The organism is Streptomyces sp. NPDC059010, assembly GCF_042740355.1.
In the GTDB taxonomy this organism is placed as follows: domain Bacteria; phylum Actinomycetota; class Actinomycetes; order Streptomycetales; family Streptomycetaceae; genus Streptomyces.
Genome location: NZ_JBHYJA010000009.1, coordinates 133,029 through 159,947, shown reverse-complemented (window position 1 = coordinate 159,947; position 26,919 = coordinate 133,029). Strand labels below are relative to the sequence as shown.

Annotated in this window: 26 protein-coding genes; 12 read left to right on the top strand and 14 right to left on the bottom strand. The window is 71.1% G+C overall.

Annotation, left to right across the window (positions count from 1 at the left end; genetic code table 11):
- The first annotated feature begins 184 nt into the window (after window positions 1-184).
- Window positions 185-1,351, top strand: coding sequence for a xylose isomerase (gene xylA / locus ACFWYS_RS11870; RefSeq protein WP_384766107.1), 1,167 nt, complete (start codon window positions 185-187; stop codon window positions 1,349-1,351).
- 318 nt (window positions 1,352-1,669) lie between these two features.
- Here the strand turns inward: xylA and ACFWYS_RS11865 are convergent, their stop codons facing one another.
- The 4 genes from ACFWYS_RS11865 to ACFWYS_RS11850 all read right to left on the bottom strand — a co-directional run bounded on the left by ACFWYS_RS11865 (window position 1,670) and on the right by ACFWYS_RS11850 (window position 7,809).
- Complete coding sequence (locus ACFWYS_RS11865; protein ID WP_384766106.1) at window positions 1,670-2,107, bottom strand: hypothetical protein; 438 nt, start codon at window positions 2,105-2,107, stop codon at window positions 1,670-1,672.
- Between the two features lie 47 nt (window positions 2,108-2,154).
- On the bottom strand, window positions 2,155-3,501 hold the full coding sequence (locus ACFWYS_RS11860; protein ID WP_384766104.1) for an esterase-like activity of phytase family protein: 1,347 nt from the start codon (window positions 3,499-3,501) through the stop codon (window positions 2,155-2,157).
- Between the two features lie 157 nt (window positions 3,502-3,658).
- Window positions 3,659-4,945, bottom strand: a complete 1,287-nt coding sequence (locus tag ACFWYS_RS11855) for an SWF or SNF family helicase (RefSeq protein ID WP_384766102.1) — start codon at window positions 4,943-4,945, stop codon at window positions 3,659-3,661.
- Entirely contained in the window at window positions 4,942-7,809 is a 2,868-nt protein-coding gene (locus ACFWYS_RS11850) for a DEAD/DEAH box helicase (protein WP_384766100.1), read from the bottom strand. The genes ACFWYS_RS11855 and ACFWYS_RS11850 overlap by 4 nt, the downstream gene beginning before the upstream one ends.
- A gap of 248 nt (window positions 7,810-8,057) precedes the next feature.
- Between ACFWYS_RS11850 and ACFWYS_RS11845 the strand changes: the two genes are divergently transcribed.
- Entirely contained in the window at window positions 8,058-8,240 is a 183-nt protein-coding gene (locus tag ACFWYS_RS11845) for a hypothetical protein (protein ID WP_031486054.1), read from the top strand.
- A 3-nt stretch (window positions 8,241-8,243) separates the two neighbouring features.
- On the opposite strand, the gene ACFWYS_RS11840 is transcribed toward ACFWYS_RS11845, so the two are convergent.
- The 3 genes from ACFWYS_RS11840 to ACFWYS_RS11830 form a co-directional block, all read right to left on the bottom strand.
- Window positions 8,244-9,638, bottom strand: a complete 1,395-nt coding sequence (locus ACFWYS_RS11840; protein WP_384766099.1) for a tannase/feruloyl esterase family alpha/beta hydrolase — start codon at window positions 9,636-9,638, stop codon at window positions 8,244-8,246.
- 272 nt (window positions 9,639-9,910) lie between these two features.
- On the bottom strand, window positions 9,911-10,807 hold the full coding sequence (locus tag ACFWYS_RS11835) for a hypothetical protein (protein WP_384766098.1): 897 nt from the start codon (window positions 10,805-10,807) through the stop codon (window positions 9,911-9,913).
- A 135-nt stretch (window positions 10,808-10,942) separates the two neighbouring features.
- Complete coding sequence (locus ACFWYS_RS11830) at window positions 10,943-11,239, bottom strand: hypothetical protein (RefSeq protein WP_384766097.1); 297 nt, start codon at window positions 11,237-11,239, stop codon at window positions 10,943-10,945.
- A gap of 99 nt (window positions 11,240-11,338) precedes the next feature.
- Here ACFWYS_RS11830 and ACFWYS_RS11825 point away from each other — a divergent pair, with 99 nt between their 5' ends.
- Window positions 11,339-12,235 carry an oxygenase MpaB family protein gene (locus ACFWYS_RS11825; protein WP_384766095.1) on the top strand — a complete coding sequence of 299 codons (897 nt, stop codon included), beginning with the start codon at window positions 11,339-11,341 and terminating at the stop codon, window positions 12,233-12,235.
- Here the strand turns inward: ACFWYS_RS11825 and ACFWYS_RS11820 are convergent.
- Entirely contained in the window at window positions 12,221-12,745 is a 525-nt protein-coding gene (locus ACFWYS_RS11820) for a PadR family transcriptional regulator (protein ID WP_384766094.1), read from the bottom strand. The genes ACFWYS_RS11825 and ACFWYS_RS11820 overlap by 15 nt on opposite strands.
- Before the next feature lie 132 nt (window positions 12,746-12,877).
- Here ACFWYS_RS11820 and ACFWYS_RS11815 point away from each other — a divergent pair, with 132 nt between their 5' ends.
- Window positions 12,878-13,633 carry an alpha/beta fold hydrolase gene (locus ACFWYS_RS11815; protein WP_384766092.1) on the top strand — a complete coding sequence of 252 codons (756 nt, stop codon included), beginning with the start codon at window positions 12,878-12,880 and terminating at the stop codon, window positions 13,631-13,633.
- A gap of 4 nt (window positions 13,634-13,637) precedes the next feature.
- Here ACFWYS_RS11815 and ACFWYS_RS11810 read toward each other — a convergent pair whose 3' ends face one another.
- Window positions 13,638-14,237, bottom strand: a complete 600-nt coding sequence (locus tag ACFWYS_RS11810; RefSeq protein WP_384766090.1) for a class I SAM-dependent methyltransferase — start codon at window positions 14,235-14,237, stop codon at window positions 13,638-13,640.
- A gap of 152 nt (window positions 14,238-14,389) precedes the next feature.
- Between ACFWYS_RS11810 and ACFWYS_RS11805 the strand changes: the two genes are divergently transcribed.
- From ACFWYS_RS11805 to ACFWYS_RS11785, 5 genes are all read left to right on the top strand, one after another.
- On the top strand, window positions 14,390-15,163 hold the full coding sequence (locus ACFWYS_RS11805) for an MHYT domain-containing protein (protein ID WP_384766089.1): 774 nt from the start codon (window positions 14,390-14,392) through the stop codon (window positions 15,161-15,163).
- A 97-nt stretch (window positions 15,164-15,260) separates the two neighbouring features.
- A complete protein-coding gene (locus ACFWYS_RS11800; RefSeq protein ID WP_384766087.1) occupies window positions 15,261-17,885 on the top strand; it encodes a nitrate- and nitrite sensing domain-containing protein in 2,625 nt (874 codons plus the stop codon).
- Entirely contained in the window at window positions 17,882-18,319 is a 438-nt protein-coding gene (locus ACFWYS_RS11795) for a roadblock/LC7 domain-containing protein (protein ID WP_384766085.1), read from the top strand. The genes ACFWYS_RS11800 and ACFWYS_RS11795 overlap by 4 nt, the downstream gene beginning before the upstream one ends.
- Window positions 18,320-18,339: 20 nt before the next feature.
- Window positions 18,340-18,753 carry a DUF742 domain-containing protein gene (locus ACFWYS_RS11790; protein ID WP_384766084.1) on the top strand — a complete coding sequence of 138 codons (414 nt, stop codon included), beginning with the start codon at window positions 18,340-18,342 and terminating at the stop codon, window positions 18,751-18,753.
- 192 nt (window positions 18,754-18,945) lie between these two features.
- Window positions 18,946-19,551 (top strand): ATP/GTP-binding protein, encoded by a 606-nt coding sequence (locus tag ACFWYS_RS11785; RefSeq protein ID WP_384766083.1) that lies wholly within the window; start codon window positions 18,946-18,948, stop codon window positions 19,549-19,551.
- Between the two features lie 63 nt (window positions 19,552-19,614).
- Here ACFWYS_RS11785 and ACFWYS_RS11780 read toward each other — a convergent pair whose 3' ends face one another.
- Window positions 19,615-20,043: a PPOX class F420-dependent oxidoreductase gene (locus tag ACFWYS_RS11780; RefSeq protein ID WP_384766081.1), complete on the bottom strand. Its 429-nt coding sequence runs from the start codon at window positions 20,041-20,043 to the stop codon at window positions 19,615-19,617.
- Between the two features lie 98 nt (window positions 20,044-20,141).
- Here ACFWYS_RS11780 and ACFWYS_RS11775 point away from each other — a divergent pair, with 98 nt between their 5' ends.
- The gene (locus ACFWYS_RS11775; protein ID WP_384766079.1) at window positions 20,142-20,555 is read left to right on the top strand and encodes a roadblock/LC7 domain-containing protein; all 414 of its coding nucleotides are present in this window, start codon (window positions 20,142-20,144) and stop codon (window positions 20,553-20,555) included.
- A gap of 126 nt (window positions 20,556-20,681) precedes the next feature.
- Complete coding sequence (locus tag ACFWYS_RS11770; protein ID WP_384766077.1) at window positions 20,682-21,593, top strand: DUF6397 family protein; 912 nt, start codon at window positions 20,682-20,684, stop codon at window positions 21,591-21,593.
- Here the strand turns inward: ACFWYS_RS11770 and ACFWYS_RS11765 are convergent.
- Window positions 21,580-22,449, bottom strand: a complete 870-nt coding sequence (locus ACFWYS_RS11765) for an acyl-CoA thioesterase (protein ID WP_384766075.1) — start codon at window positions 22,447-22,449, stop codon at window positions 21,580-21,582. The genes ACFWYS_RS11770 and ACFWYS_RS11765 overlap by 14 nt on opposite strands.
- A 19-nt stretch (window positions 22,450-22,468) precedes the next feature.
- Entirely contained in the window at window positions 22,469-24,982 is a 2,514-nt protein-coding gene (locus ACFWYS_RS11760) for a DUF3516 domain-containing protein (RefSeq protein ID WP_384766073.1), read from the bottom strand.
- A gap of 145 nt (window positions 24,983-25,127) precedes the next feature.
- Between ACFWYS_RS11760 and ACFWYS_RS11755 the strand changes: the two genes are divergently transcribed.
- On the top strand, window positions 25,128-25,922 hold the full coding sequence (locus tag ACFWYS_RS11755) for a metal-dependent hydrolase (protein WP_384766071.1): 795 nt from the start codon (window positions 25,128-25,130) through the stop codon (window positions 25,920-25,922).
- A gap of 35 nt (window positions 25,923-25,957) precedes the next feature.
- Here ACFWYS_RS11755 and ACFWYS_RS11750 read toward each other — a convergent pair whose 3' ends face one another.
- Window positions 25,958-26,218, bottom strand: coding sequence for a type B 50S ribosomal protein L31 (locus tag ACFWYS_RS11750; RefSeq protein ID WP_384766069.1), 261 nt, complete (start codon window positions 26,216-26,218; stop codon window positions 25,958-25,960).
- A 114-nt stretch (window positions 26,219-26,332) separates the two neighbouring features.
- Window positions 26,333-26,803 (bottom strand): DUF5709 domain-containing protein, encoded by a 471-nt coding sequence (locus tag ACFWYS_RS11745; RefSeq protein ID WP_384766068.1) that lies wholly within the window; start codon window positions 26,801-26,803, stop codon window positions 26,333-26,335.
- Between the last annotated feature and the right edge of the window lie 116 nt (window positions 26,804-26,919).

Genomic DNA, 26,919 nt, shown 5'->3' with positions numbered 1-26,919 from the left:
CGGCTCTGCGGGATCTGACCTGCTGATTCAAGGGTGCCCCGGAATACCACGACCCGGACGTCACCCCTTCGGCGACATCTGGTCCCTTCCCAGGGACGCGACGGCATACTAATTTGTAAATCGCCATGACGAAATAGTCGTAGCGAGTCGTGCAAGCAGTCGTCAGCAAGCAAGGAGCCGCGGTATGAGCTTCCAGCCCACCCCCGAGGACAGGTTCACGTTCGGCCTGTGGACTGTCGGCTGGCAGGGACGGGACCCCTTCGGCGAGGCCACCCGCCGTGCCCTCGACCCGGTCGAGACGGTGCAGCGCCTGGCCGAGCTCGGCGCCTACGGCGTCACCTTCCACGACGACGACCTGATCCCCTTCGGGTCCTCCGACACCGAGCGCGAGGCGCACATCAAGCGCTTCCGTGAGGCGCTCGACACGACCGGCATGACCGTGCCGATGGCCACTACCAACCTCTTCACGCACCCGGTCTTCAAGGACGGCGCGTTCACCGCCAACGACCGCGACGTGCGCCGCTACGCCCTGCGCAAGACGATCCGCAACATCGACCTCGCGGTGGAGCTGGGCGCGAAGACGTACGTCGCCTGGGGCGGTCGCGAGGGTGCCGAGTCCGGCGCCGCCAAGGACGTGCGGGTGGCTCTCGACCGCATGAAGGAGGCCTTCGACCTCCTCGGCGAGTACGTCACCACCCAGGGCTACGACCTGAAGTTCGCGATCGAGCCCAAGCCGAACGAGCCGCGCGGCGACATCCTGCTCCCCACCGTCGGCCACGCGCTCGCGTTCATCGAGCGCCTGGAGCGCCCCGAGCTGTACGGCGTCAATCCGGAGGTCGGCCACGAGCAGATGGCCGGGCTCAACTTCCCGCACGGCATCGCACAGGCGCTGTGGGCGGACAAGCTCTTCCACATCGACCTCAACGGCCAGTCCGGCATCAAGTACGACCAGGATCTGCGCTTCGGTGCCGGTGACCTGCGCGCCGCCTTCTGGCTGGTCGACCTCCTGGAGAGCGCCGGCTACTCCGGCCCCCGCCACTTCGACTTCAAGCCGCCGCGCACCGAGGACCTCGACGGCGTGTGGGCGTCGGCCGCGGGCTGCATGCGCAACTACCTCGTCCTGAAGGAGCGTTCGGCCGCCTTCCGCGCCGACCCGGAGGTCCAGGAGGCCCTGCGCGCGTCCCGCCTGGACGAGCTGGCCCAGCCGACGGCCGCGGACGGCCTCAAGGCGCTGCTCGCGGACCGCACGGCCTTCGAGGAGTTCGACGTCGAGGCGGCCGCCGCGCGCGGGATGGCGTTCGAGCGACTCGACCAGCTGGCGATGGACCATCTCCTGGGCGCCCGCAGCTGAGGCTGCCGGGACCGCCACGCGTGTGGCCCGTCCGTCGAAGGGCGAGGCCACGCGCGCGGGTGCGAGTAGCGCCCCTGGGGCCAGGGTGAGTTGACCGGTCGCCGCGCGGCGTGTGCCGGAATCGTGCGATCCATGGCATGGGGCCGTATCAACTCCCACGCGGGGGTCGCTTCCTGACGGATATGAGGCGACTCTTGGCGGTATGGCCATGCCGCCCGTACCGCCTCAGCCGCCCGGACCGCCGGGTGGCACGCCGCCTCCGGGCGGCGGCTTCGGACCGCCTCCTGGCGGCTATGGCCCCACCGGGTCCTCAGGAGGCTACGGTCCCCCTCCGGGAGACAGCGGCCCGCCCACGTACGGTGGCTGGCCTCCGTCGGAACCGCCCGACGGAGGCGGTGGACCAGGGCGGCGGCGGACCCCGCTGTTCATCCTGCTCGCCGCGATCGTGGCCGTCGGAGCCGTGGTGGCCGTGGTTCTGATGCTCTCGGGGAGCGACGACTCGCCCGGCGAGAAGCCGTCGTCCGAGAGCAGCGGGAGCGCTTCGCCCAAGCCGTCGTTCAGCATCCCGACCAAGTTGCCCAGCAAGCTGCCGAGCGAACTGCCGACATCACTGCCGTCGGGGTTGCCCAGCGAGCTGCCCAGTGGCCTGCCGAGTGACTTTGAGTCGCTGATTCCGTAACCGGAGAACGAGCGGCCGTAGCCGGCCATGGCCCGGCTGGGCTTGAGCGCACGGCACACGCGCGTGGTGCTCAGCATCGCCCACGCGCGTGTGCCGTCGTCCAGCCGGGCTTCGTGAACGGCTGTCAGATGCCGCGCGGCAGCCTGACGTAGATCACCGACGTCTCCACACCGCTGTCGACCAGCCGGCCCTCGGCGTCGAACGCGCCCGCGCCGTCCGTCATCCCGAAGTCGTTGTCGTTGATGAGAGCCAGCGTGTCGTGGTCCACGCGCGCGACGCCCTCGATCTTCCCCGGCACACCGGTGACCGTGCCCAGGTCGACGACCAACTTCTTGGACAGCACCGGCACGCCGGAGGCCGCCGGGTCGTCGAGCTGTTCGAGCGACGGAGACGTCGTGTCGTCGTCCCAGGGGCCACCCAGGATGTTCGACGCGCGGTCCAGACGCACCAGCTGCAGCCGAGCGGCCTTGTCGGTGCGCTCCTCGACCAGCAGCCGGTTCCCGCCCACGGACACGACCGACGAGATCTTCAGCTCGGAGGGGTCGTCCTCGCTCGGGTCGACCACGTTCACCGGGTCGAAGCGGTACGCGTACTCGGCGGTGACCGCCTTCCTCTTCGGCGAGAACCGCAGCAGCCGCGTGGTGCGCGACGCCTCCCCGGCGTCCGTGTCCGGCAGGGACAGCGGGCTCTGGACGGCCATCACCAGATCGCCGCCCGGCAGCAGCGCCAGCCCCTCGAAGCCGCGGTTTACCTTGCGGTGCAGCAGGACCGCGGGCAGCGCCTCCACCACCGGGTAGTCCGTGCCGGTGAGGCCGAGCCCCTTGGGCACATAGCGCGTGAGAACCTTCCCGCGCGCGGAGACGTGCACCAGGGAGGGCCCGTACTCGTCGATGAGCCAGAAACTCCCGTCGGCGGCCCGCACGATGCCCTCGGTGTCCAGCCCGTTCGCGTTGTACGCCAGCGGAGTCCGCGCGTCGTACGAGTACGGTGCCTCGTCGCGTCCCGCCTGGTTCGGCAGCCCGGTGACGGGCTTCCCGGACGCGGTCGTGACCGGGATCGCGTCGAGCACCCGCACGGTGTCTCCCGACACCCGGATCTTCACGATCGTCGGATCGAAGCCCGGCACGGGGAACGTTCGGCGCTTCTTGCCGTCCACCTTGATCTGGCCGTTGGGGCCACGGTCGGTGACCGTCCAGAACTCGCCCTTGCGGCCCGCCGGATAGATGTCGCTGCCGATGCCGCCGAGGTCCACGCCCCGGTCGTTGTCCACAGTGCCGGGCAGCAGCGCGTTGCTGAACGCGCCGAGCGGTAGGTCGCCGAGCGTCGCCGTACGCACGACGCGCGCGTCGCCGCCCTCGTCCCCGGCGCCGGAGGCGGGCCCGGCGGCCACGAGCGCCGCGATCACGGCGAGGGGTACGCCTCCGGCGACGAAGCGGCGGCTGCTGCGCCGACCGGTGGTGTGCGGGGACATCGGGCCTCCTGTGAAACAAGTTCGCTGACAGCGGCCAGAGTTGGAGCCCGCGCGGAACGCCGTACGACCATGAGGTGAACGCGGGACGACGGGTGCTCGTCGAGCCGACTTCGGCCCCGACCGCTTCGGTGCCCCTCAGTGCGCCTCGCCGGACGCCCTACAGTGCCCCGTCCTCAGACGCGGGCTGCGTCGAGGCCAGGGCCGTCGCCGGGTCCTGGGCCGGGCCTCCGGCGGGCACCCAGCGGCCGCGTTCCTCGCGGTACGGCCACCAGCGGCCGTCGCGTCCCAGGCGCAGCTGGCTCGGCGCACCGACGACCGTCCAACGGTTGCCCCGCGCCCGCAGCGATGGGCGCTCGCCCTCGTCCCAGGCGGACTCTAGGACGGCACGCGTGCGTGCGAGCGTCTCGCCCTCGACGGTCCACTCCTCGTCGAGCACGGACAGCGCGGCGACGCCCCCCAGACGCCAGGCATGAAGCCCCAGCGCCAGCCCTTCCCGGCCGCGCCCGGACCCGTCGGTCAGCCGCTCCGTCATCTCCTCGGCGGGAGATCCGGCGGCGAGACGCACCGCATCCTGGGCGAGCGTCAACTCCGCTTCCACCGCCCGCTGTTCCGGGCTCGTGCAGAGGGCGTCCGCCAGCAGGCGGTGCGCTTCCGCGGCCGTCCGGGCGGCCAGGAACTCCAGGGCGGCCGGGTCGACGCCGGGAGCGGGAGGTGTCTCGGTGTCCAGGGACGGCGGTGTTCCCGGCTCGGTGGGCAGCTCGGGAACGGCGGGCAGCGGCGGCAGGATGTCGCCGGTCGCATACGCCTCCACGGCATCGACGCCCTCCGGCTCGGCCGGCGCGGACGGTTCGGGCGGCGTGCCGACGGGGGTGGCGCTGCGGGCCTGGAGATCGTCCAGCAGGTCGCGTTCGCCACGTCCGCGCATCAGGAACAGGACGAAGGGGTCCTGGTCCAGCAGCCGTGCCACCTGATAGCAGAGGGCGGCCGTGTGCCCGCAGTGGTCCCAGGCGCCGCAGCCGCACTCCGGCTCCAGATCGCCCATGCCCGGCAGCAGTTCGATGCCGGTGGCCGCCGCGTCCTCCACCAGGTGCGGCGGCATGTCGCGGTCCAGCAACGCCGCGACATGCCCCGCCCGCTCGACGGCCATGTCCAGGAAGCGATCCCACTGCTGCGCGGACAGCTCCTCCAGCAGCACATCGGCCCGATGAGCCGTACGGTCGCGGCCCTGTACGACGGCCGTGATACGCCCCGGACGCACCGACACCGCGCCGACCGCACCCGCGCGCGCGAGCCTGCGGCCGGCCTTGAGCTGCTGCAGGTCCAGAGCCGTCTCCTCCAGCGCCTTCAGCCAGGCCTGACCCCACCACGTCTGCGCGAACCCCCGCCCTTGCGCGGGCGGCAGCGCTGCGAACGTGCGCTCCATGTCACCGTCGTGCCCAGTCATCGTGCGCCCCCTCGCAGTTCCACCAGATCGGCCAGTTCGGCGTCCGTCAGTTCGGTCAGCGCCGCCTCGCCGGCGCCGAGCACCGCGTCGGCCAGCTCCCGCTTGCGGCTCAGCATGTCGGCGATACGGTCCTCGATGGTTCCCTCGGCGATCAGCCGGTGCACCTGCACGGGCCGGGTCTGTCCGATGCGGTAGGCCCGGTCGGTGGCCTGCGCCTCGACGGCGGGATTCCACCAGCGGTCGAAGTGCACGACATGTTCGGCGCGGGTGAGGTTCAGCCCGGTGCCCGCGGCCTTCAACGACAGCAGGAAAACGGGCACTTCGCCGTCCTGGAAGCGGCGCACCAACGACTCGCGCTCGGCAACGGGCGTTCCGCCGTGCAAGAACTGCGAGGGCGTGCCACGGGCGGCCAGATGCTGCTCGATGAGGCGTCCCATGCGCACGTACTGCGTGAAGACCAGCACGCTCGCCCCCTCGGCCAGGATGGTGTCGAGCAACTCGTCCAGCAGCTCCAGCTTCCCCGACCGTCCGGTGATCCTCGGCCGCTCCTCCTTGAGGAACTGGGCAGGGTGGTTGCAGACCTGCTTCAGGCCGGTCAGGAGCTTCACGATCATGCCGCGTCGCGCCATGCTGTCGGCGCCGGAGATCTCCGCGAGTGTCTCGCGGACCACGGCCTCGTACAGGCCCGCCTGTTCGGGGGTGAGGGACACGGCGTGATCCGTCTCCGTCTTCGGCGGCAGCTCCGGCGCGATCCCCGGATCCGACTTGCGCCGGCGCAGCAGGAACGGGCGTACGAGCCGGGCGAGACGCTCGGCGGCGGCCGGGTCCTGGCCGCCTTCCACGGCTTGCGCGTAGCGCGTGCGGAAGGTGCCCAGCCGGCCCAGGAGGCCGGGAGTCGTCCAGTCGAGGATCGCCCACAGCTCCGACAGGTTGTTCTCGACGGGCGTGCCGGTGAGCGCCACGCGTGCGCGTGCGCCGATGGAACGCAGCTCCCGCGCGGTCGCCGAGTACGGGTTCTTCACATGCTGTGCCTCGTCCGCCACGACCATGCCCCACGGCACCGTGCCGAGCCGTCCCGCGTCCATGCGCATCGTGCCGTACGTGGTGAGCACGAACTCCCCGTCCCCGACGGCGTCCAGGTCGCGCCGCGACCCGTGGAAGCGACGTACGCGCGTGCCGGGCGCGAACCTCTCGATCTCGCGCTGCCAGTTGCCCATCAGGGACGTCGGACACACGACCAGCGTCGGACCGGCGGACTCGGCGTCGGACTGCCGGTGCAGATGCAGCGCGATGAGTGTGATCGTCTTGCCGAGGCCCATGTCGTCGGCCAGACAGCAGCCCAGCCCCAGGGACGTCATCCGGGCCAGCCAACTCAGGCCCCGCCGCTGGTAGTCCCGCAGTGTGGCCGCGAGGGCGGCGGGCTGGCCGACCGGCTCCTGCGCCTCGGGATCCGCCAGCCGTTCGCGCAGCGTCGCGAGCCACCCGGTGGGCCGCACCTCGACCTGGCGGCCGTCGACCTCCGTGGAGCCCGTCAGCGCGGCACCGAGCGCGTCGATGGGGGTGACCTTGTGGTCCTGCTGCGCGCGGGCGCGTCGCACCTCCTGCGGATCGACGAGGACCCACTGATCGCGCAGCCGCACCACTGGGCGGTTCGACTCGGCGAGAGCGTCCAGTTCCTCGCGCGTGAGCCGCTGGTCGCCCAGTGCGAACCACCAGTTGAAGGCGAGCAGCGCGTCGGCCGACAGGAACGACGGGGTGTCCGAGGAGAACCTGCCCGGCACGGACTCGTCGTCCGGCGGACCGATCACCGCGCGGGCGGTCAGCTTGCGGGTCAGCTCCTTGGGCCAGTGCACGTCGACGCCGGCCCCGGCCAGGGCCTGGGCGCCCGGTCCCAGAAGGTCGGTCACCTCCTCGTCGGCGAGGTCCACGGCGTCTGGAACGGCCGCCGAGAGCAACGGCGTGAGCGGACTCCAGGCACGCGCGGCCCGGCGCAGCGCCAGCAGAGCGTCCATCCGCGCCCGCGGGCCGAAGGCGGCGGACCCCGCCCGTACGTCACCCGCCCATACGGCACCGGCATCCGCGACCAGCGTCGGATCGCTCACGCTGTGCACCTGCAGTACCGCCCGGAACGACAGCGCCGCGTCCTCCTGCGTCGCCGCGGCGAGGCCGGGCACCTCAAGCCGCAGAGACAGCCGTACGCCCGCGTCGTGGCCCGCGGCGACATCGGCGGCCCACGCGCGCTGCTCGGGGACGTGCTGCGGCTCCTGCGCCGCATAGGCGGGCCCGCCCGTCACCAGCGGCGCGGCGGGGGAGCGGGGCAGCGCGTCGGCGACCGCGTCCAGGAAGGCCCGCAGCAGCCGCTCAGGGTCCGGCAACCGCAGCGATGCGGCGCCCTCCAGGGGTACGGCGTGCGCCTCGGGCGGCATCGCGGCGGCGAGGGCGCGGATGCGTTCGACGTCCTCGGGGCGCAGGGGGCCGACGCGCCATGCGTCGTGGTCGGTGGCCGAGAGGCCGGGCAACAGCAGACCGCGTGCCACGAGTTGCAGGGCCAGTACCGAGGCGGCGCCCCAGAAAGCGGCCGCTCGGTGCCCCTGCGCGTCGGCACGCACGCGTGTGAGCACGGGCAGAGCGGCGCGCACCGGCAGCACGACGGACGGAACGCCCAGCAGCTCGACACCGTCCTCGCCGGGCAGGGCGACGGTCAGGTCCTCGACGGATCCGGACGCGACGAGCGGGGCGGTGTCGCCATCCGCTCGCCAGAAGGCGATCCGGCCGGTGCGGGCCGGCTCGCCGGGTAGGAAGACGGCACAGCAGGATGCCAGTTCGGAGATCTCGGACGGTGTTGCCCCGGCAAGCCTCGGCACAGCTCTGCAGCACTCCTCAAATTTGACTACCCGCGATTGGGTGGCCGAGAGTACAGCACTTCGGTGGTGAACCCGGCATCCTTACTTCGTGACCTGGGTCACTCGTCAGTGGGTGTGGGTATCTCTGGGTACCTGACCAGTAGGGGCCGCACCTCAGGGTCGTCTCAGGGTCGCGGTTCGGAACCGCTGGAAGCGCGGACCCGTTCTCAGGTCAGACAGCGGCAGTGGCCGCGAAGGAGGCGACGCAGATGTCGAAGAACGCGAAGATCGCCGCGGGAGGTGTGGCGGCCGGCATCATCCTGTTGATCTGGCTGCCCTGGTGGGCCGCGCTCCTGATAGTCCTGGGAGTCCCGGCCGCCGCGTACCTCACGCTCGACCCGTCACAGCGGCGCAGGCTGCGCCGCGCCACGCGCAAGGAACTCGGCCGCTGACCCTCACCCGGCTGCCGGTGCGACCGGGGTGGACAGTGCGCAGGTGTTGAGCACATCGCCGTTCGCGGGCTTGCCGACGGTACGGTCCGCGGGCGGTCGGGTGCCTCGCTCCACCCATGACACCAGCGCGTCGAACGCCGACCGGTAGCAGGGCAGAATCGGCCGGAGCCGGTCCGGATGGGTGTCGTACAGCCCGTCCACATGCGTGCCGCCCGCGATCGTGAAATAGCGATGCAGTCGGCCCCGTCCGCCGGCGTCGACCATGCGCGCGTACACATCCGAGTCGGCGGCCTTCGGCAGCAGCGCGTCCAGATCGCCGTGCAGGGTGATCAGCGGTCTGCCGATGTGCCCGGTCAGAGCGACGCGGGCCACCGCGCGGTGCACGGACGCCGGCCGTGACGCGTAGTGGTACGCGGCATCGGACGGGCACGGTGCCAGGATCTGCTCCGGCTTGCTCCCGGCGGACGGGCCGGGGCAGCGGGCGTCGTACGCCGGGTCGAACTCGGCGCGGTAGATCTTCTGGGTGACTCCCCAGTAGGCCTGCTCGTGGTACGGCCACAGAAACTCGGAGCCACGGGCGAAACCGGCCGCGTACATGTCCTCGTCCCGCGCGGCGCCCAGCATGCGTGCCACTGCCGTGGGCAAGGAGGTGAGCAGATGGGGGCCGTCAGCGGTCCACAGGGCGCCCTCCCAGTCCACGCCGCCGTCGTACAACTCGGGATGGTTCTCCAACTGCCAGCGAGTGAGATACCCGCCGTTGGAGATGCCCGTCATGTAGGTGCGGCGGGGAGCGTGCCCGTACCGCTGGGCCACCGCCCGGCGGGCGGCCCGGGTGAGTTCGGTGGTCCTGGTGTTCCACTCGGCGACCGCGTCTCCGGGCCGCCTGCCGTCGCGGTAGAAGTCGGCGCCGTTGTTGCCCTTGTCGGTCGCGGCGTAGGCGTAACCCAGGGCGAGCACCTGGTCGGAGATCGCCGTGTCCGTCGCGTACTGCCTGCGGGTGCCAGGGGCTCCGGTGACGACCAGTCCGCCGTTCCAGCGGTCCGGCAGCCGGATCACGAACTGTGCGTCGTGGTGCAGGCCGTGCGTGGCGTTGAAACGGGAGGAGTCCGGGAAGTAGCCGTCGATCTGCATCCCGGGAACCCCGGCCGGCGTCCGGGTGCCGCGTGCCGTCAGCCCGGCCTGGTCGGCCATGTCGGTGTAGGGCGTGCCGGCGAGTCCCGTCGTGGTCAGATCCGCGAGACAGGCGCTCTGCTGGAAGGCCGCGCCAGGTACCCGGACGCGTTCCGGGGGCGGGCAGTGTCGCTCACCAACTGCCTTGGCCGCTACGGGAGTCGGCCAGCTCAGCGCACCGGCCACCAGCACGGCGGCGACGAACGGGACACCTCGGGACAGACGCATGAAGGCCTCCTGGAAGGCGGGAGACGGAGCACGACGGGAGAGGTCGGAGCCGTGAAGGCTGCCTCATGGTGCGGGTCGGACTCCGGGCCTTCCATGGGTTGGGGCCACATCGAACGCCGTCGCGACATGGGGTCCCAAGACAGCGGCAAAGGTCCGCCCGCGCCGACTACGCCCGAGTGGTGCGAGTCTCCCCGGCTCTTCCGTGCACCGGGGAGCGCCGACCCGTCCCACGCACCTGCAGCTGTGTCGACACCCGTCGCCCGGGGTGCGGCTCAGATCGGCCGTACGGCCATCTTGTCCAGCGCTTCCAGCAGCCCGGGCAGCTCCGGGCCACGGCCCACCGGCAGGACCTCGCCGGGTTCGTCGTCGAGGAGCACGAAGGCGATGTCGTCGGTCCTGGCGACGAGCGACCAGCCGGGGCCGTCCGCGCGCAGAGTCCGCGCGTCGCCGGGGGCGAACGACGACCGGACGCGACCGAGAGGCGGCGGGGACTCCACGTACGCGCGTGCCTCGGCGAGGACCCGCCGGATGCCGCTGTGGCCACCCTGGGTCCCGGCCTTCTCGGCGTCCTCGGCGTCCTCGCCCTTGCCGTCGCCTCCGTCATCGCTTCTGCCGTCGCCCCCGTCAGCGCCCTCGGCGGCGTCCGACGCTTCGCCCGGCGTCGCGAACTCGGCGTCGTCGATCTGCTCCCGCCACGTCGCCCACTGCAGGGCGATCTCGTCGGCGCCCAGGCGTCGCTGAGCCGGGCCCCACACGCTCGTGTCGGGCGGCGTCAGCGGGGGGCCGTCGGCGATCTCGGGATCGGGATCGTGCGGTGCCGGGACGTTGGGGGCGGCGACGGCGACCGCGAGTGGCCAGCCGGGCAGCGCGGCCACGACCGTACGTTCGTCGGGTGAGAGGTCGTACTCCATGCCGCAGTCCCAGGACGCGATGGCGACCGCGACCAGGGAGACGTCGTCGATGACGACCGTCCACCGGGCGCCGTCGCCGTCCTGGCCGAGGACCAGGCCGTATCCGTCCGCCAGCGGCGCGAGGTCGAGCGCCGCGCAGGCCTCCGGATAGTCGTCGCCCAGCACGCTCGGGAACTTCGCCGGCGTCAGCAACACCGCCGTGAGCACATAGAGCGCGTCGTCCTCGGCGGCGACGGCGTCCTCGTCCGTCCCGGCCATCCCAGCCTCCCCATCGGTTCGTCCATCGGCGCGCACCCTAGTGCGACCGGAAGCAGCTTGTCACGACTCCCAGACATACCCGGAGCTGCAGTTTTCCGACTGGACGGGGCGAATCGACCGCGATTGTCCGCAGTGTCAGGCCGCCGGGATCCCGAGGAGGTCCCGCGCGACGGTCTGCGGCGACTCGTCGCGCTCCCGGGCGAGCGCGATGACGGCCCGGCACGCCAGCTCGCTCACGCCGAACGAGAGCGCCTCCGGAGACACCCAGCCGGCGGCCTCGTCGACCTGCTCCTGGTCGTCCTCCGCGCGGGCCGACACATACACGGCTGCCGCCTCGAACAGATTGTGCGTGCGCGTGTCCTTGCGGGTGTCCGCCTCCACCCGCAAGGAGCGGAGCAATCTCGCACACGACTTGCGCACCCTGGCCCACATACTGAGCACCTTCCCCCTGTCCGGCCTATGTGTCTGATCATCCATCTTCCCTTATTCAACGTAGAGTTGGAGCCTCGGCGGCAGAAGGGGGACGGCGCGGTGAAGCGCTTCGCGCGGCTGGAACAGATCAGACGGATGGACCCGTTCGGCGAGGCCTCGGAGATCTACCGGCTCACCGCGGCGTACGAGTTCCCCTGGGACTTCACCAGAGCGCTGGAGCTGGCGCTCTACCGGACCTACGCCGTGCCCAGCATCGGCCGGCTCCTCGCCGAGACGGCCGAGCTCACGGGCCGCTCGCAGAAGCGCTACGACGACACCTCGCTGCTCCTCGACGCCGTCGTCGAGCACGGTTTCGGCAGTGAACAGGGCCGCACGGCGATCCGCCGGATCAACCAGATGCACCGCAGTTACGACATCAGCAACGACGACATGCGCTACGTGCTGTGCACGTTCGTCGTCATGCCCAAGCGATGGATCGACGCCTACGGCTGGCGCAGGCTCTCCCGTCACGAGATCGTGGCCTCCGCCGTCCACTACGGCACCCTGGGCCGGCACATGGGCATCAAGGGCGTACCCGAGTCCTACGAGGACTTCGAGGCCTGCCTCGACGCCTACGAGGAGGCCCACTTCGCCTGGGACGAAGGCGCCCGACGGGTCTCGGACGCGACCATCGATCTGATGGCCTCCTGGTATCCGCGCTCCCTCGCGCCCCTTCTGCGCACCTCGACACTCGCCCTGCTCGACGAGTCGCTGCTGCAGGCCTTCCGCTACCCGGCGCCGAGCGCCACCACCCGCGCGCTCGTGCGGCGGGCGGTCCGCGCGCGTGGGCGGGTGGTGCGTCTGCTGCCGCCGCGCCGGGCGCCGCACTACGCACGCCAGAACTGGGAGATCAAGGGCTACCCCGACGGCTACCGGCTCGAAGAGCTCGGCACCAACCCGGTTCCCGGCGTCAGCGGCTGCCCGGTCCGGCACATCGACCGGTCAGCCGCCGAGTGAGGCGATCGTCTCGCGCAGCCAGGTGAGTTCGGCACGGGACGTGGCACGCGCGATGGTCAGGATGCCGCGCCGGAAGGGATCGTTCAGCTCCTCCGCGCTGAGCGGCCGGTCACCGTCGTAGAAGAAGCTCGCGGGCTCTTCGAGGAAGGCCAGACGGCGCCGCAGTACGGCGGACTGGGCCGCCGCGTCGTCCAGGTGCCGCAGGAAGGCGAGCACCGTGAACCAGCGGTTCTCGTCGCTGATGTCGCGCGGGTCGGGCTCGGCCAGTCGGCGTCGCAGTTCCTGTCGTCCCGCTTCGGTCAGCGTCAGGACGTGACGCGGAGCGGCCACTGATCCGGGCTCCGTGGCGCGGGCCAGCAGGCCTGCCTTCTCCAGCCGTTTGATCGCGGGGTACAGCGTGCTCTCGGCGACCGGTTTCACGTGCCCCGTGAGCGCCGCGATGCGTTTGCGCAGTTCGTAGCCGTGAAGCGGGGTGTCGTAGAGGAATCCGAGGATGGCGAGCTCCAGCATGCCCACATTGTCACTCAGTTCCGCTGTACATCTGCTCTGCCGTATAACCGAGGTGGTGTACATCGTTGTGGTAATACATCGAGAGCGAGGTATACCATTTTGCCTGCCGACCGAGACTCCAAGGAGGACGCGATGAGACAGGCCGAGTTCGACCGCAAGGGCAACTGCATCCGCTGGACGGAGACGCCGGGGGAGGAGCCCGCGCGCGTGTATGTGCACGGACTGGGGTCGGTCTCCGCCGTGTACCACGCGCACATCGCGGCTCGGGCCGAACTCGCGGGCCGCCGGAGCCTGTTCGTCGATCTGCCGGGGCACGGCATCAGTGACCGGCCCGAGGACTTCGGCTACCGGCTGGAGGACCACGCCGACGCCCTGGCGGCGGCCCTGGACGCGGCCGGGCTGACCGGCGCCGAGCTGATCGCGCACAGCATGGGCGGTTCCGTCGCCATCGTGCTCGCCCGCCGTCGGCCCGACCTCGTCTCCCGTCTGCTTCTGACCGAGGCCAACCTCGACGCTTCGCCCCCTCCCGCCGCGGGGAGCGCCTGGATCACGGCCTACGAGGAGGACGAGTTCGTCGACGGCGGGCACGCGCGCGTGCTGGAAGGAGTCGGGCCGCTGTGGGCGGCGACCATGCGCCTGGCCGACCCGCGCGCCCTGCACCGCAGTGCCACCTGGCTGAGACGCGGTTCCGAGCCGATCATGCGGGACATCCTCGAAGAGCTGTCGGTCGACCGGGTGTACCTGCAGGGCGAGCTCAGCGGTGAACTCCCCGGCAGGGAAGCCCTGGAGACCGCCGGCGTGCGTGTCGTCACCGTGCCCGGCGCCGGCCACAACGTCATGTTCGACAATCCCGACGCCTTCGTGGCGGCGGTCGCCGGGCAGGGCTGAGGGGTCAGGACTCCCGTACGGCCAGGGCAAGGAAGCGGTCGTCCTCGTCGGCGTACGACGTCATACGCCACCCGGAGCCGGTCAGCAGCGGCCGGAGGTTGGGCTCGGCGCGCAGATCGTCCGGGGTGATCTGCCGGCCCTGGCGTGCGGCGAGCGCCGCCCTGCCGATCGGGTGGAACAGTGCGAGCGTGCCGCCGGGGCGCACCACCCGGGCCAACTCCCGGAGGTTCTCCGCCGGATGGGGCAGGTGCGCGATGAGGCCGGCGGCGAACACGGCGTCGAGCGACTCCGACCGCACCGGCAGCGCGGCCACGTCGGCGAGCAGCAACTGCCCGTCCGCGGCCCGTCCGGCCCGTACGGCGGCCTCCAGCATCGCCGGGGTCAGATCGGCCCCGACGACCACTCCCGAGGGCCCCACGGCGGCACGCAGCGGCGGCAGGGCGCGTCCCGTGCCGCAGCCCGCGTCGAGCACGCGGTTCCCCTCGCGCAGCCCGAGCTCGGCGACCGCGGCCGCGTAGGCGGGGCCGTCGTCGGGGAACCGGCTGTCCCAGTCGGCGGCGCGGGCGCCGAAGAACTCCTGCACATGTGTGTGGTCGTCGCTCATGCACCGCATGATCCCTCACCGACACGGAGGATGCCGCTGTGCACACGTTCGAGCGCGACGCGATCGTTCCGGCGCATCTCTGCGTCATATTCCAACAGCTTTCGAAATGCGCCCCCTTCGTGCGCCCCTGCCCCGGCTAGCGTCCCGGAGCCATGGGACACCTGGACCACGCCGCCCTCGGCTGGCTGACCCCCGTGCTGTCGTATGCGATGGCCTGCATAGGCGCCGCGCTCGGCCTGCGCTGCACCGTCCGCGCGCTCGGCGCCACCGGCCGGTCGCGCCGCAACTGGCTCATCACCGCGGCCTCGGCGATCGGCACCGGCATCTGGACCATGCACTTCGTGGCCATGCTGGGCTTCAGCGTCAGCGGCACCGACATCCGCTACGACGTGCCGCTCACCATCGTGAGCCTCCTCGTCGCCATGGCCGTCGTCTGTGCCGGCGTCTTCGCCGTCGGCCACAGCCGTGACCGCACCCGCGCGCTCCTCCTCGGCGGGCTCACCACCGGGCTCGGCGTCGCGAGCATGCACTACCTGGGCATGGCCGCCGTACGACTGCACGGTGACGTCATCTACGACCCCGTCCTCGTCGCACTCTCCGTCCTGATCGCCGTCGTGGCGGCGACGGCGGCCCTATGGGCGGCGCTCAACATTAAGTCGCCGGTCGCCGTCACCATCGCCTCCCTGATCATGGGCGCGGCGGTCAGCAGCATGCACTACACGGGGATGTTCGCGGTCTCCGTGGACGTCGCGCCCTCCGGCGAGGTCCTGCCCGGGGCCACGGCGATGCAGTTCATCTTCCCCCTCGCCGTCGGCCTCGGGTCCTATCTCTTCCTGACCTCGGCCTTCGTCGCACTCTCGCCCACCACGGGGGAACGCGAGGCATCCGCGTCGGCCGAGCGGCCGGTCGAGGGCGCCGTCGGCTAGCGGCGGGTGCCGACCGGCGACGGCCACAGCGGGCACACTTCCGCGCCACCTCCGAGCGCGAAGGCACGCCCCCGAACCACTTCCGAGCGAGGAGGCCATGCGTACACCCCGTAGGACCACTGAGGCCGACGGCCGGACGCCGTCCCCGCCCTTCGTGCGCGGCCGCCGCGCCCATGCCGGACCACCCGCCGACGAAGGCTCCGAAGAGCCCACGGGCGTGACGCCGGACGACTCGCCCACGCGCGCGGAGCAATGGCGCATACGCCCGCGCACCGTCCGCGCCAAGATCGTGTGCCTGCTGATGGTGCCGGTCGTCTCGCTGCTGGCGCTGTGGGCCTACGCCACCGTCACCACCGCCCAGGACGTCTCCAGGCTGCGCCAGTTGCAGCGCGTCGACTCCGGGATCAGGACCCCCGTCGCGGCCGCCGTCGCCGCCCTCCAGGCCGAACGCGCGGCTGCGGTGCACTATGCGGGCGACCCGTCCGCCGAACAGGGCGTCGCCTACAAGAAGCTCGCGCAGGACACGGACAAGGCGGTGGCGCGGCTGCGGCTCGACGACCGCAACACGGTCGCCGACGGCGAGGAACTCCCCGCCGGAGTGGCCCGGCGCCTCGAAGCCTTCGTCACCGGCGCCGAGCAGCTGACCACCGTACGGAGCGCCGTACTCGACCGCCGCACGGGCTGGGACGAGACGTACGGGCAGTACACGAAGACCATCGCCGGCGCGTTCTCGGTGGGCGGCGCGCTCACCGGCATCCAGGACGCCGAACTCGGCTCCGACGCCCGCGTGCTGCTCGAATTCGCCCGCGCGGGCGAGGCACTGGCCCAGGAGGATGTCGTGCTCGACAGTGCACGCCTCGCCGGGCACCTCGACGGACAGCGGCTGCGGCTGTTCACCGGCGCCGTCGACACCCGCCGCGCCCTGACCGAGTCCGCCGTAGCCGACCTGAGGGGCCCGGAACGCGCGGCCTGGCAGACCCTCGCCGACGGCAGCGCCTACGGGACGGTGGCCGCCGTCGAGGACAAGGTCCTCGCCAACGCACCCGGAGTGCAGGCGGTCGAAGCGGCGGCGGAAGCCACCTGGAGCAAGGCACACGCACGCGTGCAGGGCGCAATGCGGACCATCGAACAGGACGCCGGGCGCGATGCGGCGAAGCGCGCCGACCCCTTCACCCGCGGTCTGCTCACCCCCGCCGGTGCCGCCGTTCTCTTCGGCCTCGCCGCCGTCGCCGCCTCACTCGTGATCTCCGTACGCATCGGCCGCGGCCTTGTCGTCGAGCTGGTGAGCCTGCGCAACAGCGCCCTGGAGATCGCCCGGCGCAAACTTCCCGAAGCCATGCGGAGACTGCGGGCCGGCGAGGAGATCGACGTGCGGGCCGAGGCGCCGCCCGGACCACCCGCCGAGGACGAGACCGGTCAGGTCGGCGAGGCCCTGGGCACCGTCCACCGTGCCGCGCTCCGGGCCGCCGTGGAGCGCGCCGAGCTCGCCAGCGGCATCTCCGGGGTCTTCGTCAACCTCGCCCGCCGCAGCCAGGTCCTCGTGCACCGCCAGCTGACCCTGCTGGACAGCATGGAGCGGCGCTCCGACGACCCGAACGAACTGAGCGACCTCTTCCGGCTCGACCACCTCACCACCCGCATGCGGCGCCACGCCGAGAGCCTGATCATCCTCTCGGGAGCGGCACCCGGGCGGGCCTGGCGCATGCCGGTGTCCCTGACCAACGTGGTCCGCGCGGCCGTCTCGGAAGTCGAGGACTACGCGCGCGTGGAGGTACGACAGCTTCCCGAGGCGCAGGTCATCGGTGCGGCCGTCGCCGACCTCACCCACCTCCTGGCCGAGCTCGCGGAGAACGCCGCCCAGTTCTCGCCGCCCCACACGCGCGTGCGCATCACCGGCGAGCCCGTCGGCAACGGCTACGCCGTCGAGGTCGAGGACCGTGGGCTGGGCATGGGCAAGGAGACTCTCGCCGAGGCCAATCGGCGCATCGAGCAGTCCGAGGCGCTCGACCTGTTCGACAGCGACCGGCTCGGCCTCTTCGTGGTCAGCCGGCTCGCGTCCCGGCACGGCATCAAGGTGCACCTGCGCACCTCGCCCTACGGCGGCACCACCGCGGTCGTCCTGCTGCCCACTGCACTGCTGCACAACACCACGGCGGAACGTTCCCCCGGCGACCGGGCGGACAGGGCGTTGCCCGCCGAACGCGAGTACGCGCGCGTGCCCGACGCCGACCGGCACCAGAGTTCGGTCCACGCGGTCGCCGACGGGCACCAGGGTTCGGTCCACGCGGTCGCCGACCGGCACCAGGGATCCGCCCGCCCGGTCACCGACCGGCACCAGGAATCCGTGCCCGCGCCCGCCGACCGACCCGCGCTGGTGGCCCCCGCACCGTCCGAGGCCGAGCCCACGTCCGACACCCCGCCTCCCGGAGTCACCACCTTGCGACTGCACCGCCCTCCGGCCGACCCCGAAGCCTCCGACGACCTCCCACGCCGCGTACGGCAGGCGAGCCTCGCCCCCCAACTGCGCGAGGGACGCGCCGAGGAACCGCCGAGGACGCCCACGCACACCTCCCACGACGACCAGCGCACCCCCGAACTCGTCAGAGACCGGATGGCGGCGTACCGCGACGGCTGGACGCGCGGCGGCGGCAGGCAGCCCGGCCACCGGGCCACTTCCGATTCCCCGGCGCGCAGCGACAGCAGCGAAGGAGATCTCGCATGATCCAGGATCCGAGCATGAGGGCCGCCCAGCGGTCCGGCGAACTCGACTGGTTGCTGGACGACCTGGTGCTGCGGGTGCGTGAGGTGCGGCACGCCGTGGTGCTGTCCAACGACGGCCTCGCCGTGGGCGCGTCGAGCGACCTCCGGCGCGAGGACGCCGAGCACCTCGCCGCGGTCGCCTCCGGCTTCCACAGCCTGGCCAAGGGCGCGGGTCGGCACTTCGGCGCCGGCGGAGTGCGCCAGACCATGGTGGAGATGGACGACGCCTTCCTGTTCGTGGCGGCGGCGGGCGACGGCTCCTGCCTCGCCGTCCTCACCGCCGTGACCGCCGACATCGGGCTGGTGGCTTACGAGATGGCACGGCTGGTCAAACGCGTCGGCGAGCACCTCCGCACGCCGACGCGCGCAGCCGCGCGGCCGCCCGCCGCGGGATGAGCGGAAAGGCGTCCGCGCACATGACCGAGGACACGACGAACACCCCGCGCGAGCAGGGCAGCCAGTGGTACGACAGCGAGGCCGGGCCCCTCGTGCGCCCCTACGCCATGACGGGCGGGCGCACCAGACCCGGCCCCACCGGGGTGCGTTTCGACCTGATCGCCCTCGTCACCCTGGACGCCGCCGCACCCGGAGCCGACGACGACACCGTGCTCGGCCCGGAACACCGGGCCCTCATCGAGCTGTGCCGCCCGGAGACCCAGTCGGTCGCGGAGCTCGCCGCGGGCGCCGATCTGCCCGTGGGGGTCGTCAGGGTGCTGCTCGGCGACCTGCTGGAACTGGGCTGCGTCACCGTCAGCCGCCCGGTACCGCCCGCACAGCTTCCGGACGAGCGGATCCTGCGCGAGCTGATCGAAGGGCTACGGGCGCTGTAGATGACATGTCAGAACCAGCCGGTCCCGTACGACCCACTCGTGCATGCGTCCAGACATCGAACAGGAACAAGATGGTCGGATCGGGTAAAAAGCGGTCCAACACCGCTAAGTGCGGCGCTAGTTGTCATGATGCTGATGCTGACTTCGCACAGTGGCGCCTACCGACGCCGGCACTCCAGAGAGAAGTGATCGATGGTCTCCGAGCACTCCGACGCCTACGACGGTGACACGGGCGCCCTGGCGCTGAAGATTCTTGTGGCCGGCGGATTCGGCGTCGGCAAGACCACCCTGGTGGGCGCGGTCAGTGAGATCAGGCCGCTGCGCACCGAGGAACTGCTCAGCGAAGCAGGTCAGTCGGTGGACGACACCGGCGGCGTGGACCAGAAGGTCACCACCACCGTGGCCATGGACTTCGGGCGCATCACCATCCGGTCCGGCCTGTCCCTCTACCTCTTCGGCACCCCTGGGCAGGACCGCTTCTGGTTCCTGTGGGACGAACTGTCGCAAGGAGCGTTGGGCGCGGTCGTCCTCGCCGACACACGGCGCCTGGAGGACTGCTTCCCCGCCGTGGACTACTTCGAGCACCGGCACATCCCGTTCGTCGTGGCCGTCAACTGCTTCGCCGGCGCCCGGACATACGGCGCCCACGACGTCTCACGCGCCCTCGACCTGGACCGGGGAACACCCGTGGTGCTCTGCGACGCCCGGGACCGCGACTCCGGAAAGGAGGTGCTGATCCGGCTCGTCGAGTACGCCGGGCGGATGCACACCGCCCGGCTGCTCGACTCCGTGGGCTGACATTGCCTCAGTCGCGCCGGCCGCCGCCGACCTGGCCGACGCCGACCGGAGTCCGGTCCACCGTCACTCCGCCACGCCCTTCTCCGCCAGGACCTTCTCGACCGTGACGCGGATCAGGAGTTCCCCCGGAACGCCGTTTCGGGCCCCGAACTCCTCCGCGCGCTCCTCGCCCATGTACCGCGCCCCGATACGCCCGGCCCAGTGCCTCAGCTCATCAAGGTCCTCCGAAATCCGGGCGCGGCCCTGCAGCACCACGAATCCGTACGGCGGCCGGTCGTCGTCCACGCACAGCGCCAGCCGGCCGTCACGGACCAGATTGCGCCCCTTCACGCTCGATTTGGCCGTGTTGAACACCACCTCCTCCCCGTCGAGCACGAACCAGATCGGCGTCACATGCGGGCTCCCGTCGGCCCGTACGGTCGACAGCTTCCCGGTGCGTGTGCCGTGCGAGACGAACGCCCGCCATTCCTCATCGGTCATCTTCTGCGCCATGCCCCCATCCTCCTTGCCCATGGGCCGGATCGTCGGGAAGGGTGGCGAAAGGGATTCCTCCGGCGCAGGGGGAGACATCTACACGGGGAGACCGGATCATGGCGCAGAACCAGGGACTTGGTTGGCTCCTGGACGACCTGACAGAGCGCGTCGATCATGTGCGGCATGCGTTGGTGCTGTCCAACGACGGCCTGGTGACCGGCGCGAGCACGGGACTGCGACGGGAGGACGCCGAGCACCTCGCCGCCGTCTCGTCCGGACTGCACAGCCTGGCCAAGGGCTCGGGACGGCACTTCGGCGCGGGCAGAGTACGCCAGACGATGGTCGAGTTCGACGACGCCGTGCTGTTCGTCACCGCGGCGGGTACCGGCGCCTGTCTGTGCGTGCTCAGCGGCGCGGAAGCCGACATAGGCCAGATCGGCTACGAGATGACCCTGCTCGTGAACCGGGTCGGCGAGCATCTCGACGTGGACGCCCGACAACCCGAACGGGCACCGAGGACAGACCTCTGACCTGCTGATTCGTCGACCCCCGCGGAGTTATCCACAGGCCCGCCACGAGATCTGGCGGACCGGCTACGGTTCTGTCACGGCGAGCGCACACAGCGTGAGCCACTGACTCCACGGGGGAGATCGACCATGTCGGGCGACACCATCACCACACCGCAACAGCCCTCCTGTGCGCCGACCCGGGCGGCCAGGGAGCTCGGACTGAAACGCAGCGATCTGGACCTCGCCGTCCACCTCGGACTCATCAGGACCGTGCCGGACGAGGGAGGCGGGGGTCGACGCGTCCTCCGTTCCGAGATCGAACGAGTGCGTTCGGGCGCCGGGTTCCCCGGCTCGTTGCTGGAGCGCGTGGAGGTCGTGGGGACCACGCAGGGCGCGCGCCTCATGGACGTGCCCGCCGGCAGGTTCACCCGCCTCGCCCGCCTGGGCCTGGTCGTACCGGTGAAGTGGTACCTAAACCGCTACCGAGCCGTCGTCTGGCTGTATCTCGTCGAGGAGTTGAAGCGGTTCGCCGCCGACGAGAAGAACACGCCACTGCTGAACGGCCGCCGTATGCCCGAAGGGCTGCGCGGCATGCTGGACGCGGGCGTGGATCTGCGTCCGCGCAACTGGCGCGGACGACACCGGGGATTCCTGCTGCGGCAGACCGACGACCCATGGCAGAGCGCCGGAGCGCTGGCCGCCTTCCTCGATCCCGTCCAGATCGCGGAAATCGTCCCCGACCCCTACGAGCGCTCCCACCTCATCCGCTTCCGGCCGGGACCGCCGGTGTCCGGAGTGCCGGGTTCGCCCGCCGCGCACATCGCCGAGAGGATCATGACGGCGGACGACCCGGACGAGATCAGCCTGCTGCGGGCCGACCTGACGGCGGTCCTGGAGGAAGCCCGCGACCGGCGGCCCGCGCCGCGACCCACAGCGAGCCGGGCCCCGGTGCCGGCGCATCCGCTGCACATCGGCTCGCCCCCGCCCGACGAGCCGGAGCAGCCGCGCGGCCTGATGAGCTGGCTGCGGCGCCGGAATCCCCGGGCTACAACGCCCTGAACAGACCCTCCTGGACGACGGACACCAGCAGGCGTCCCTCCACGTCGTAGATCCGTCCGCGGGCGAGGCCCCGTCCACCGGTCGCGATCGGCGACTCCTGGTCGTACAGGAACCACTCGTCCGCGCGGAACGGCCGGTGGAACCACATGGCGTGGTCCAGCGACGCGATGTCGAAGCTCCGCGGCCCCCACAGGGGTTCGACCGGGATGCGGACCGCGTCCAGGAGGGTCATGTCGCTGGCGTAGGTCAGCGCGCAGGTGTGCACGACCGGGTCGTCGCCGAGCGGCCCGACCGCGCGCATCCACACCGCGCTGCGCGGCTCGGCGTCCTTGACGTCCTCGGCGGTCCAGCGCAGCCGGTCCACATAGCGGATGTCGAAGGGCTGACGGCGTGCCATCCGCTCCAACTGCTCGGGCAGCGTGCCCAGATGCTCCCGGATCTCGTCGGTGACCGAGGGCAGCGACTCCGGGGCCGGGACCTTGCGGGCCGGCGGCAGCTGGTGCTCGAAGCTCCCTTGCTCAGGCTTGTGAAAGGAGGCGGTGAGATTGAAGATCGTGCGGCCCTGCTGCACGGCGGTGACCCGGCGGGTCGTGAACGACCGGCCGTCCCGCACCCGTTCGACCTGGTACACGATCGGTACGCCCGGCCGCCCCGGCCGCAGGAAGTACGCGTGCAGTGAGTGCACGGGCCGGTCGCCGTCCGTGGTGCGCGCGGCGGCGACCAGCGCCTGGCCGGCCACCTGGCCGCCGAAGACCCGCTGCAGGGACTCCTGCGGGCTGCGGCCACGGAAGATGTTGACCTCGATCTGCTCCAGGTCGAGCAGGCCGACGAGCCTCTCGGCCGGGTTCGTCGTCATGGGTGGGATTCTCCTGTGCTCACAACTGGCCTACGTCGGTGACGCGGACCACCGCACGGCCCTCCGCGTCGGAGGCCGCGAGGTCGATCTCCGCGCTGATGCCCCAGTCATGGTCGCTGTTCGGGTCGTCGAAGATCTGACGGACCCGCCACAGGCGGTTCTCCGGCTCCTCCTCGATCACCAGGAGCTTGGGCCCGCGGGCGTCGGGTCCGGTGCCGAGGTCCTCGTACTCGTCCCAGTACTTGTCCATCGCCTCGCCCCAGGCGTCGGCGTCCCAGCCGGCCTCGGCGTCCATCTCGCCCAGCTCCTCGACCTGGTCGAGCGCGGCGAGCTCGACGCGGCGGAACAAGGCGTTGCGGACCAGGACACGGAAGGCGCGCGCGTTCGCGGTGACCGGCTTGACCTCGTCGGCCTTCTCCTGCGCCTCCTCGGCGGTCATCTCCTCCGGGTTGGCGAGCTGCTCCCACTCGTCGAGCAGACTGGAGTCGACCTGGCGCACCATCTCACCGAGCCACTCGATCAGGTCCTGGAGATCCTCGGACTTGAGGTCGTCCGGGATGTTGTGGTCGAGCGTCTTGAACGCACTGGCGAGGTAGCGCAGCACGATGCCCTCGGTGCGGGCCAGCTCGTAGAAGGACACCAACTCCGTGAAGGACATCGCCCGTTCGTACATGTCCCGGATGACGGACTTCGGCGACAGCGGATGGTCACCGACCCAGGGGTGGCTCTTGCGGTAGGTGTTGTACGCGTGGAAGAGCAGCTCTTCCAGGGGCTTCGGGTAGGTGATGTCCTGGAGGCGCTCCATGCGCTCCTCGTACTCGACGCCGTCCGCCTTCATGGCGGCCACGGCCTCGCCCTTCGCCTTGTTCAGCTGGGCGACGAGGATCTGGCGCGGGTCGTCCAGCGTGGACTCGACGACGGACACCATGTCCAGGGCGTACGACGGCGACTCCGGGTCCAGCAGCTCGAACGCGGCCAGCGCGAAGGTGGACAGCGGCTGGTTGAGCGCGAAGTCCTGCTGGAGATCGACGGTGAGGCGGACGATACGGCCGGTGGCGTCCGGCTCGTCGAGCTTCTCGACGATGCCGCCGTCCAGCAGCGAACGGTAGATGGCGATCGCGCGCCGGATGTGCCGAAGCTGCTGCTTGCGCGGCTCGTGGTTGTCCTCCAGCAGATGCCGCATCGCCTCGAAGGCGTTGCCCGGACGGGCGATCACCGACAGCAGCATGGTGTGTGTCACCCGGAAGCGGGAGGTCAGCGGCTCCGGTTCGGACGCGATCAGCTTCTCGAAGGTGTTCTCCGTCCAGCCGACGAAACCCTCGGGCGCCTTCTTGCGGACGACCTTGCGGCGCTTCTTGGGGTCGTCACCCGCCTTCGCGAGCGCCTTCTCGTTCTCGATGACGTGCTCGGGCGCCTGGGCGACCACGAAGCCCGCCGTGTCGAAGCCCGCGCGTCCGGCGCGTCCGGCGATCTGGTGGAACTCGCGGTTGCGCAGGGTGCGGACCCGGTTGCCGTCGTACTTGGTGAGGGCCGTGAACAGCACGGTGCGGATGGGCACGTTGACACCCACGCCGAGCGTGTCCGTGCCGCAGATGACCTTCAGCAGACCGGCCTGCGCGAGCTTCTCCACCAGACGCCGGTACTTGGGCAGCATGCCGGCGTGATGGACGCCGATGCCGTGCCGCACGTAACGGGAGAGGTTGCGGCCGAACTTGGTGGTGAAGCGGAAGTTGCCGATCAGCTCGGCGATCTGGTCCTTCTCCTCGCGCGAGCACATGTTGATGCTCATCAGCGCCTGCGCCCGCTCCACGGCCTGCGCCTGGGTGAAGTGCACGATGTAGACCGGCGCCTGCTTGGTCTCCAGCAGCTCGGTCAGGGTCTCGGTGAGCGGGGTGAGCTTGTACTCGTAGGAGAGCGGCACCGGACGGGTCGCCGAGCGGACCACCGACGTCGGCCGGCCGGTGCGCCGGGTGAGGTCCTCCTCGAACATCGAGACATCGCCGAGCGTGGCCGACATCAGGATGAACTGCGCCTGGGGAAGCTCCAGGATGGGGATCTGCCAGGCCCAGCCGCGGTCCCCCTCCGCGTAGAAGTGGAACTCGTCCATCACGACCTGGCCGACGTCCGCCTGCTTGCCGTCGCGCAGCGCGATCGACGCGAGGACCTCCGCGGTGCAGCAGATGACGGGGGCGTCGGCGTTGACGGACGCGTCACCGGTCAGCATGCCCACGTTCTCGGTGCCGAAGATCTTGCACAGCTCGAAGAACTTCTCCGAGACCAGCGCCTTGATCGGAGCGGTGTAGAAGGTGACCTCGTCCCGGGCCAGCGCGGCGAAGTGGGCGCCCGCGGCGATCATGCTCTTGCCGGAGCCGGTGGGCGTCGACACGATCACGTTCGCGCCGGAGACCACCTCGATCAGCGCCTCCTCCTGGTGGGGGTAGAGAGTGAGACCGCGTTCCTCGGCCCACGCCTCGAAGGCTTCGTAGAGGGCGTCGGGGTCGGCGGTCGGCGGCAGCTGATCGATGAGGGTCACCCACCCATCTTGCCTGTCCTCCTGCCCCATAGGGGAATCGGCTGCGGGCACGAAGATCGCGGACGCTACTCTGTGTCGCCGACGACACGTCAGCGCACCCGGTCAACTGGACAGCGGCACACGAGGGATGGGGCAGGCAAGGCCAATGATGGGACCAGCACACTCACTGTCGGGCGCTGCCGCCTGGCTCGGCGTCGGAGCGGCCGCGGCCGCGGCCGGGCACGGAATGCCCTGGCCGGTCCTACTGGCCGGCGCGCTGATCTGCGCCGGCGCGGCCCTCGCCCCGGACCTCGACCACAAGGCCGCCACCATCTCGCGGGCCTTCGGACCGCTGTCGCGCTGGCTGTGCGAGATCGTCGACAAGCTGTCGTACGCGGTCTACAAGGCGACGAAGAAGCAAGGCGACCCGCGCCGCTCCGGCGGGCACCGCACGCTCACGCACACCTGGCTGTGGGCGGCCATGATCGGGGCGGGCGCCTCCGTCATAGCCATCACCGGAGGCCGGTGGGCGGTCCTGGGGATCCTGTTCGTGCACATGGTGCTCGCCATCGAGGGCCTGCTCTGGCGTGCGACCCGCGGCTCCAGCGCCGATGTCCTGGTCTGGCTGCTGGCAGCCACCAGCTCGTGGATCATCGCGGGGGTCCTGGACAAGCCGGGCAACGGCTCGGACTGGCTGTTCACGGCGCCGGGCCAGGAGTACCTGTGGCTGGGGCTGCCGATCGTGCTGGGCGCGCTGGTGCACGACATCGGGGACGCGCTGACGGTCTCCGGCTGCCCGATCCTGTGGCCGATCCCGGTCGGCCGTAAGCGCTGGTACCCGCTGGGTCCGCCCAAGGCCATGCGGTTCCGGGCGGGCAGCTGGGTCGAGCTCAAGGTGCTGATGCCGGTGTTCATGGTGCTCGGCGGGGTGGGCTGCGCGGCGGCGCTCAACGTCATCTGAGCCGCACGCCACCGATCTCCGGACCGCTCGCCGGATCAGCCGCCCTGACCCGATCCGCCGCCGTAGCGACGCTCGAAGGCCGCGACACGGCCCTCCGAGTCCACGGTCCGCGCCTTGCCGGTGTAGAAGGGATGGCTCTCCGAGGAGATCTCGACGTCCACGACCGGGTAGGTCTCGCCGTCGTCCCACTCGATGGTCTGGTCGCTGGTCGCGGTGGACCGGGTCAGGAAGGCGTAGCCGGCGGCGCGGTCGCGGAAGACCACCGGGTGGTAGTCGGGGTGCGTGTCCTGCTGCATGCGAACTCCTCCTCCGGAGGCATCGGCATTGACGTCGGCATCGGGGCTGGATGCTCACCCGCACAGCGGTCGGTCCTGCGACGCCCGGCCGTACAGCGGTCGGCCCTACAGCGGTCAGCCGTAAAGGGCGTCGTCGTCGACGATGTGCATGGCGGCTTCCTCGGCGGACGCCGCCGCACCGTCGATGCCCACGTCCGTCGCGACGAGCGCGCTCTCCTCGTCCTCGTGGGCCCCTTCGTCGGGTGCCACCAGGCGGCCGGAGCGCATGGCGCCGACCTCGTTGTCGAGGAGTTCCCCGTCGGTGCCGTCGGCGTCTCCGAGGCCGTCGCCGTCCTGGGGGGCGAGGTCCGGCAGCTCCTCGGAGAGCCTCTGGTCGAGGGTCTCGCCCTGGTGGCGCTCGGCGGCCGTGACACCGGAGTGCTCCACCGCCCACGGTCGCTCCGGAGGGGACCAGCCCCGATCCAGGGGGTCGTCGACGCCGTCGTTGTCCAGGGTGTCCTCGGCGTCGAGCAGCCCCGAGTCCTCACGTTGCCCGGATGCATCGGGCTGATAGACGTCGTCCCCCCATCCGTCGACGCTGTTCACGGGTACCTCCAGGTGGTGGGGACGGGCCCGAAGTCACCGCGGTCGGCGGGGGACCGCCGCGGAGCGGGGCACAGGCCACACCCGACGAGAGTCTTGCGGTTCCCGGGTGCCCCCGA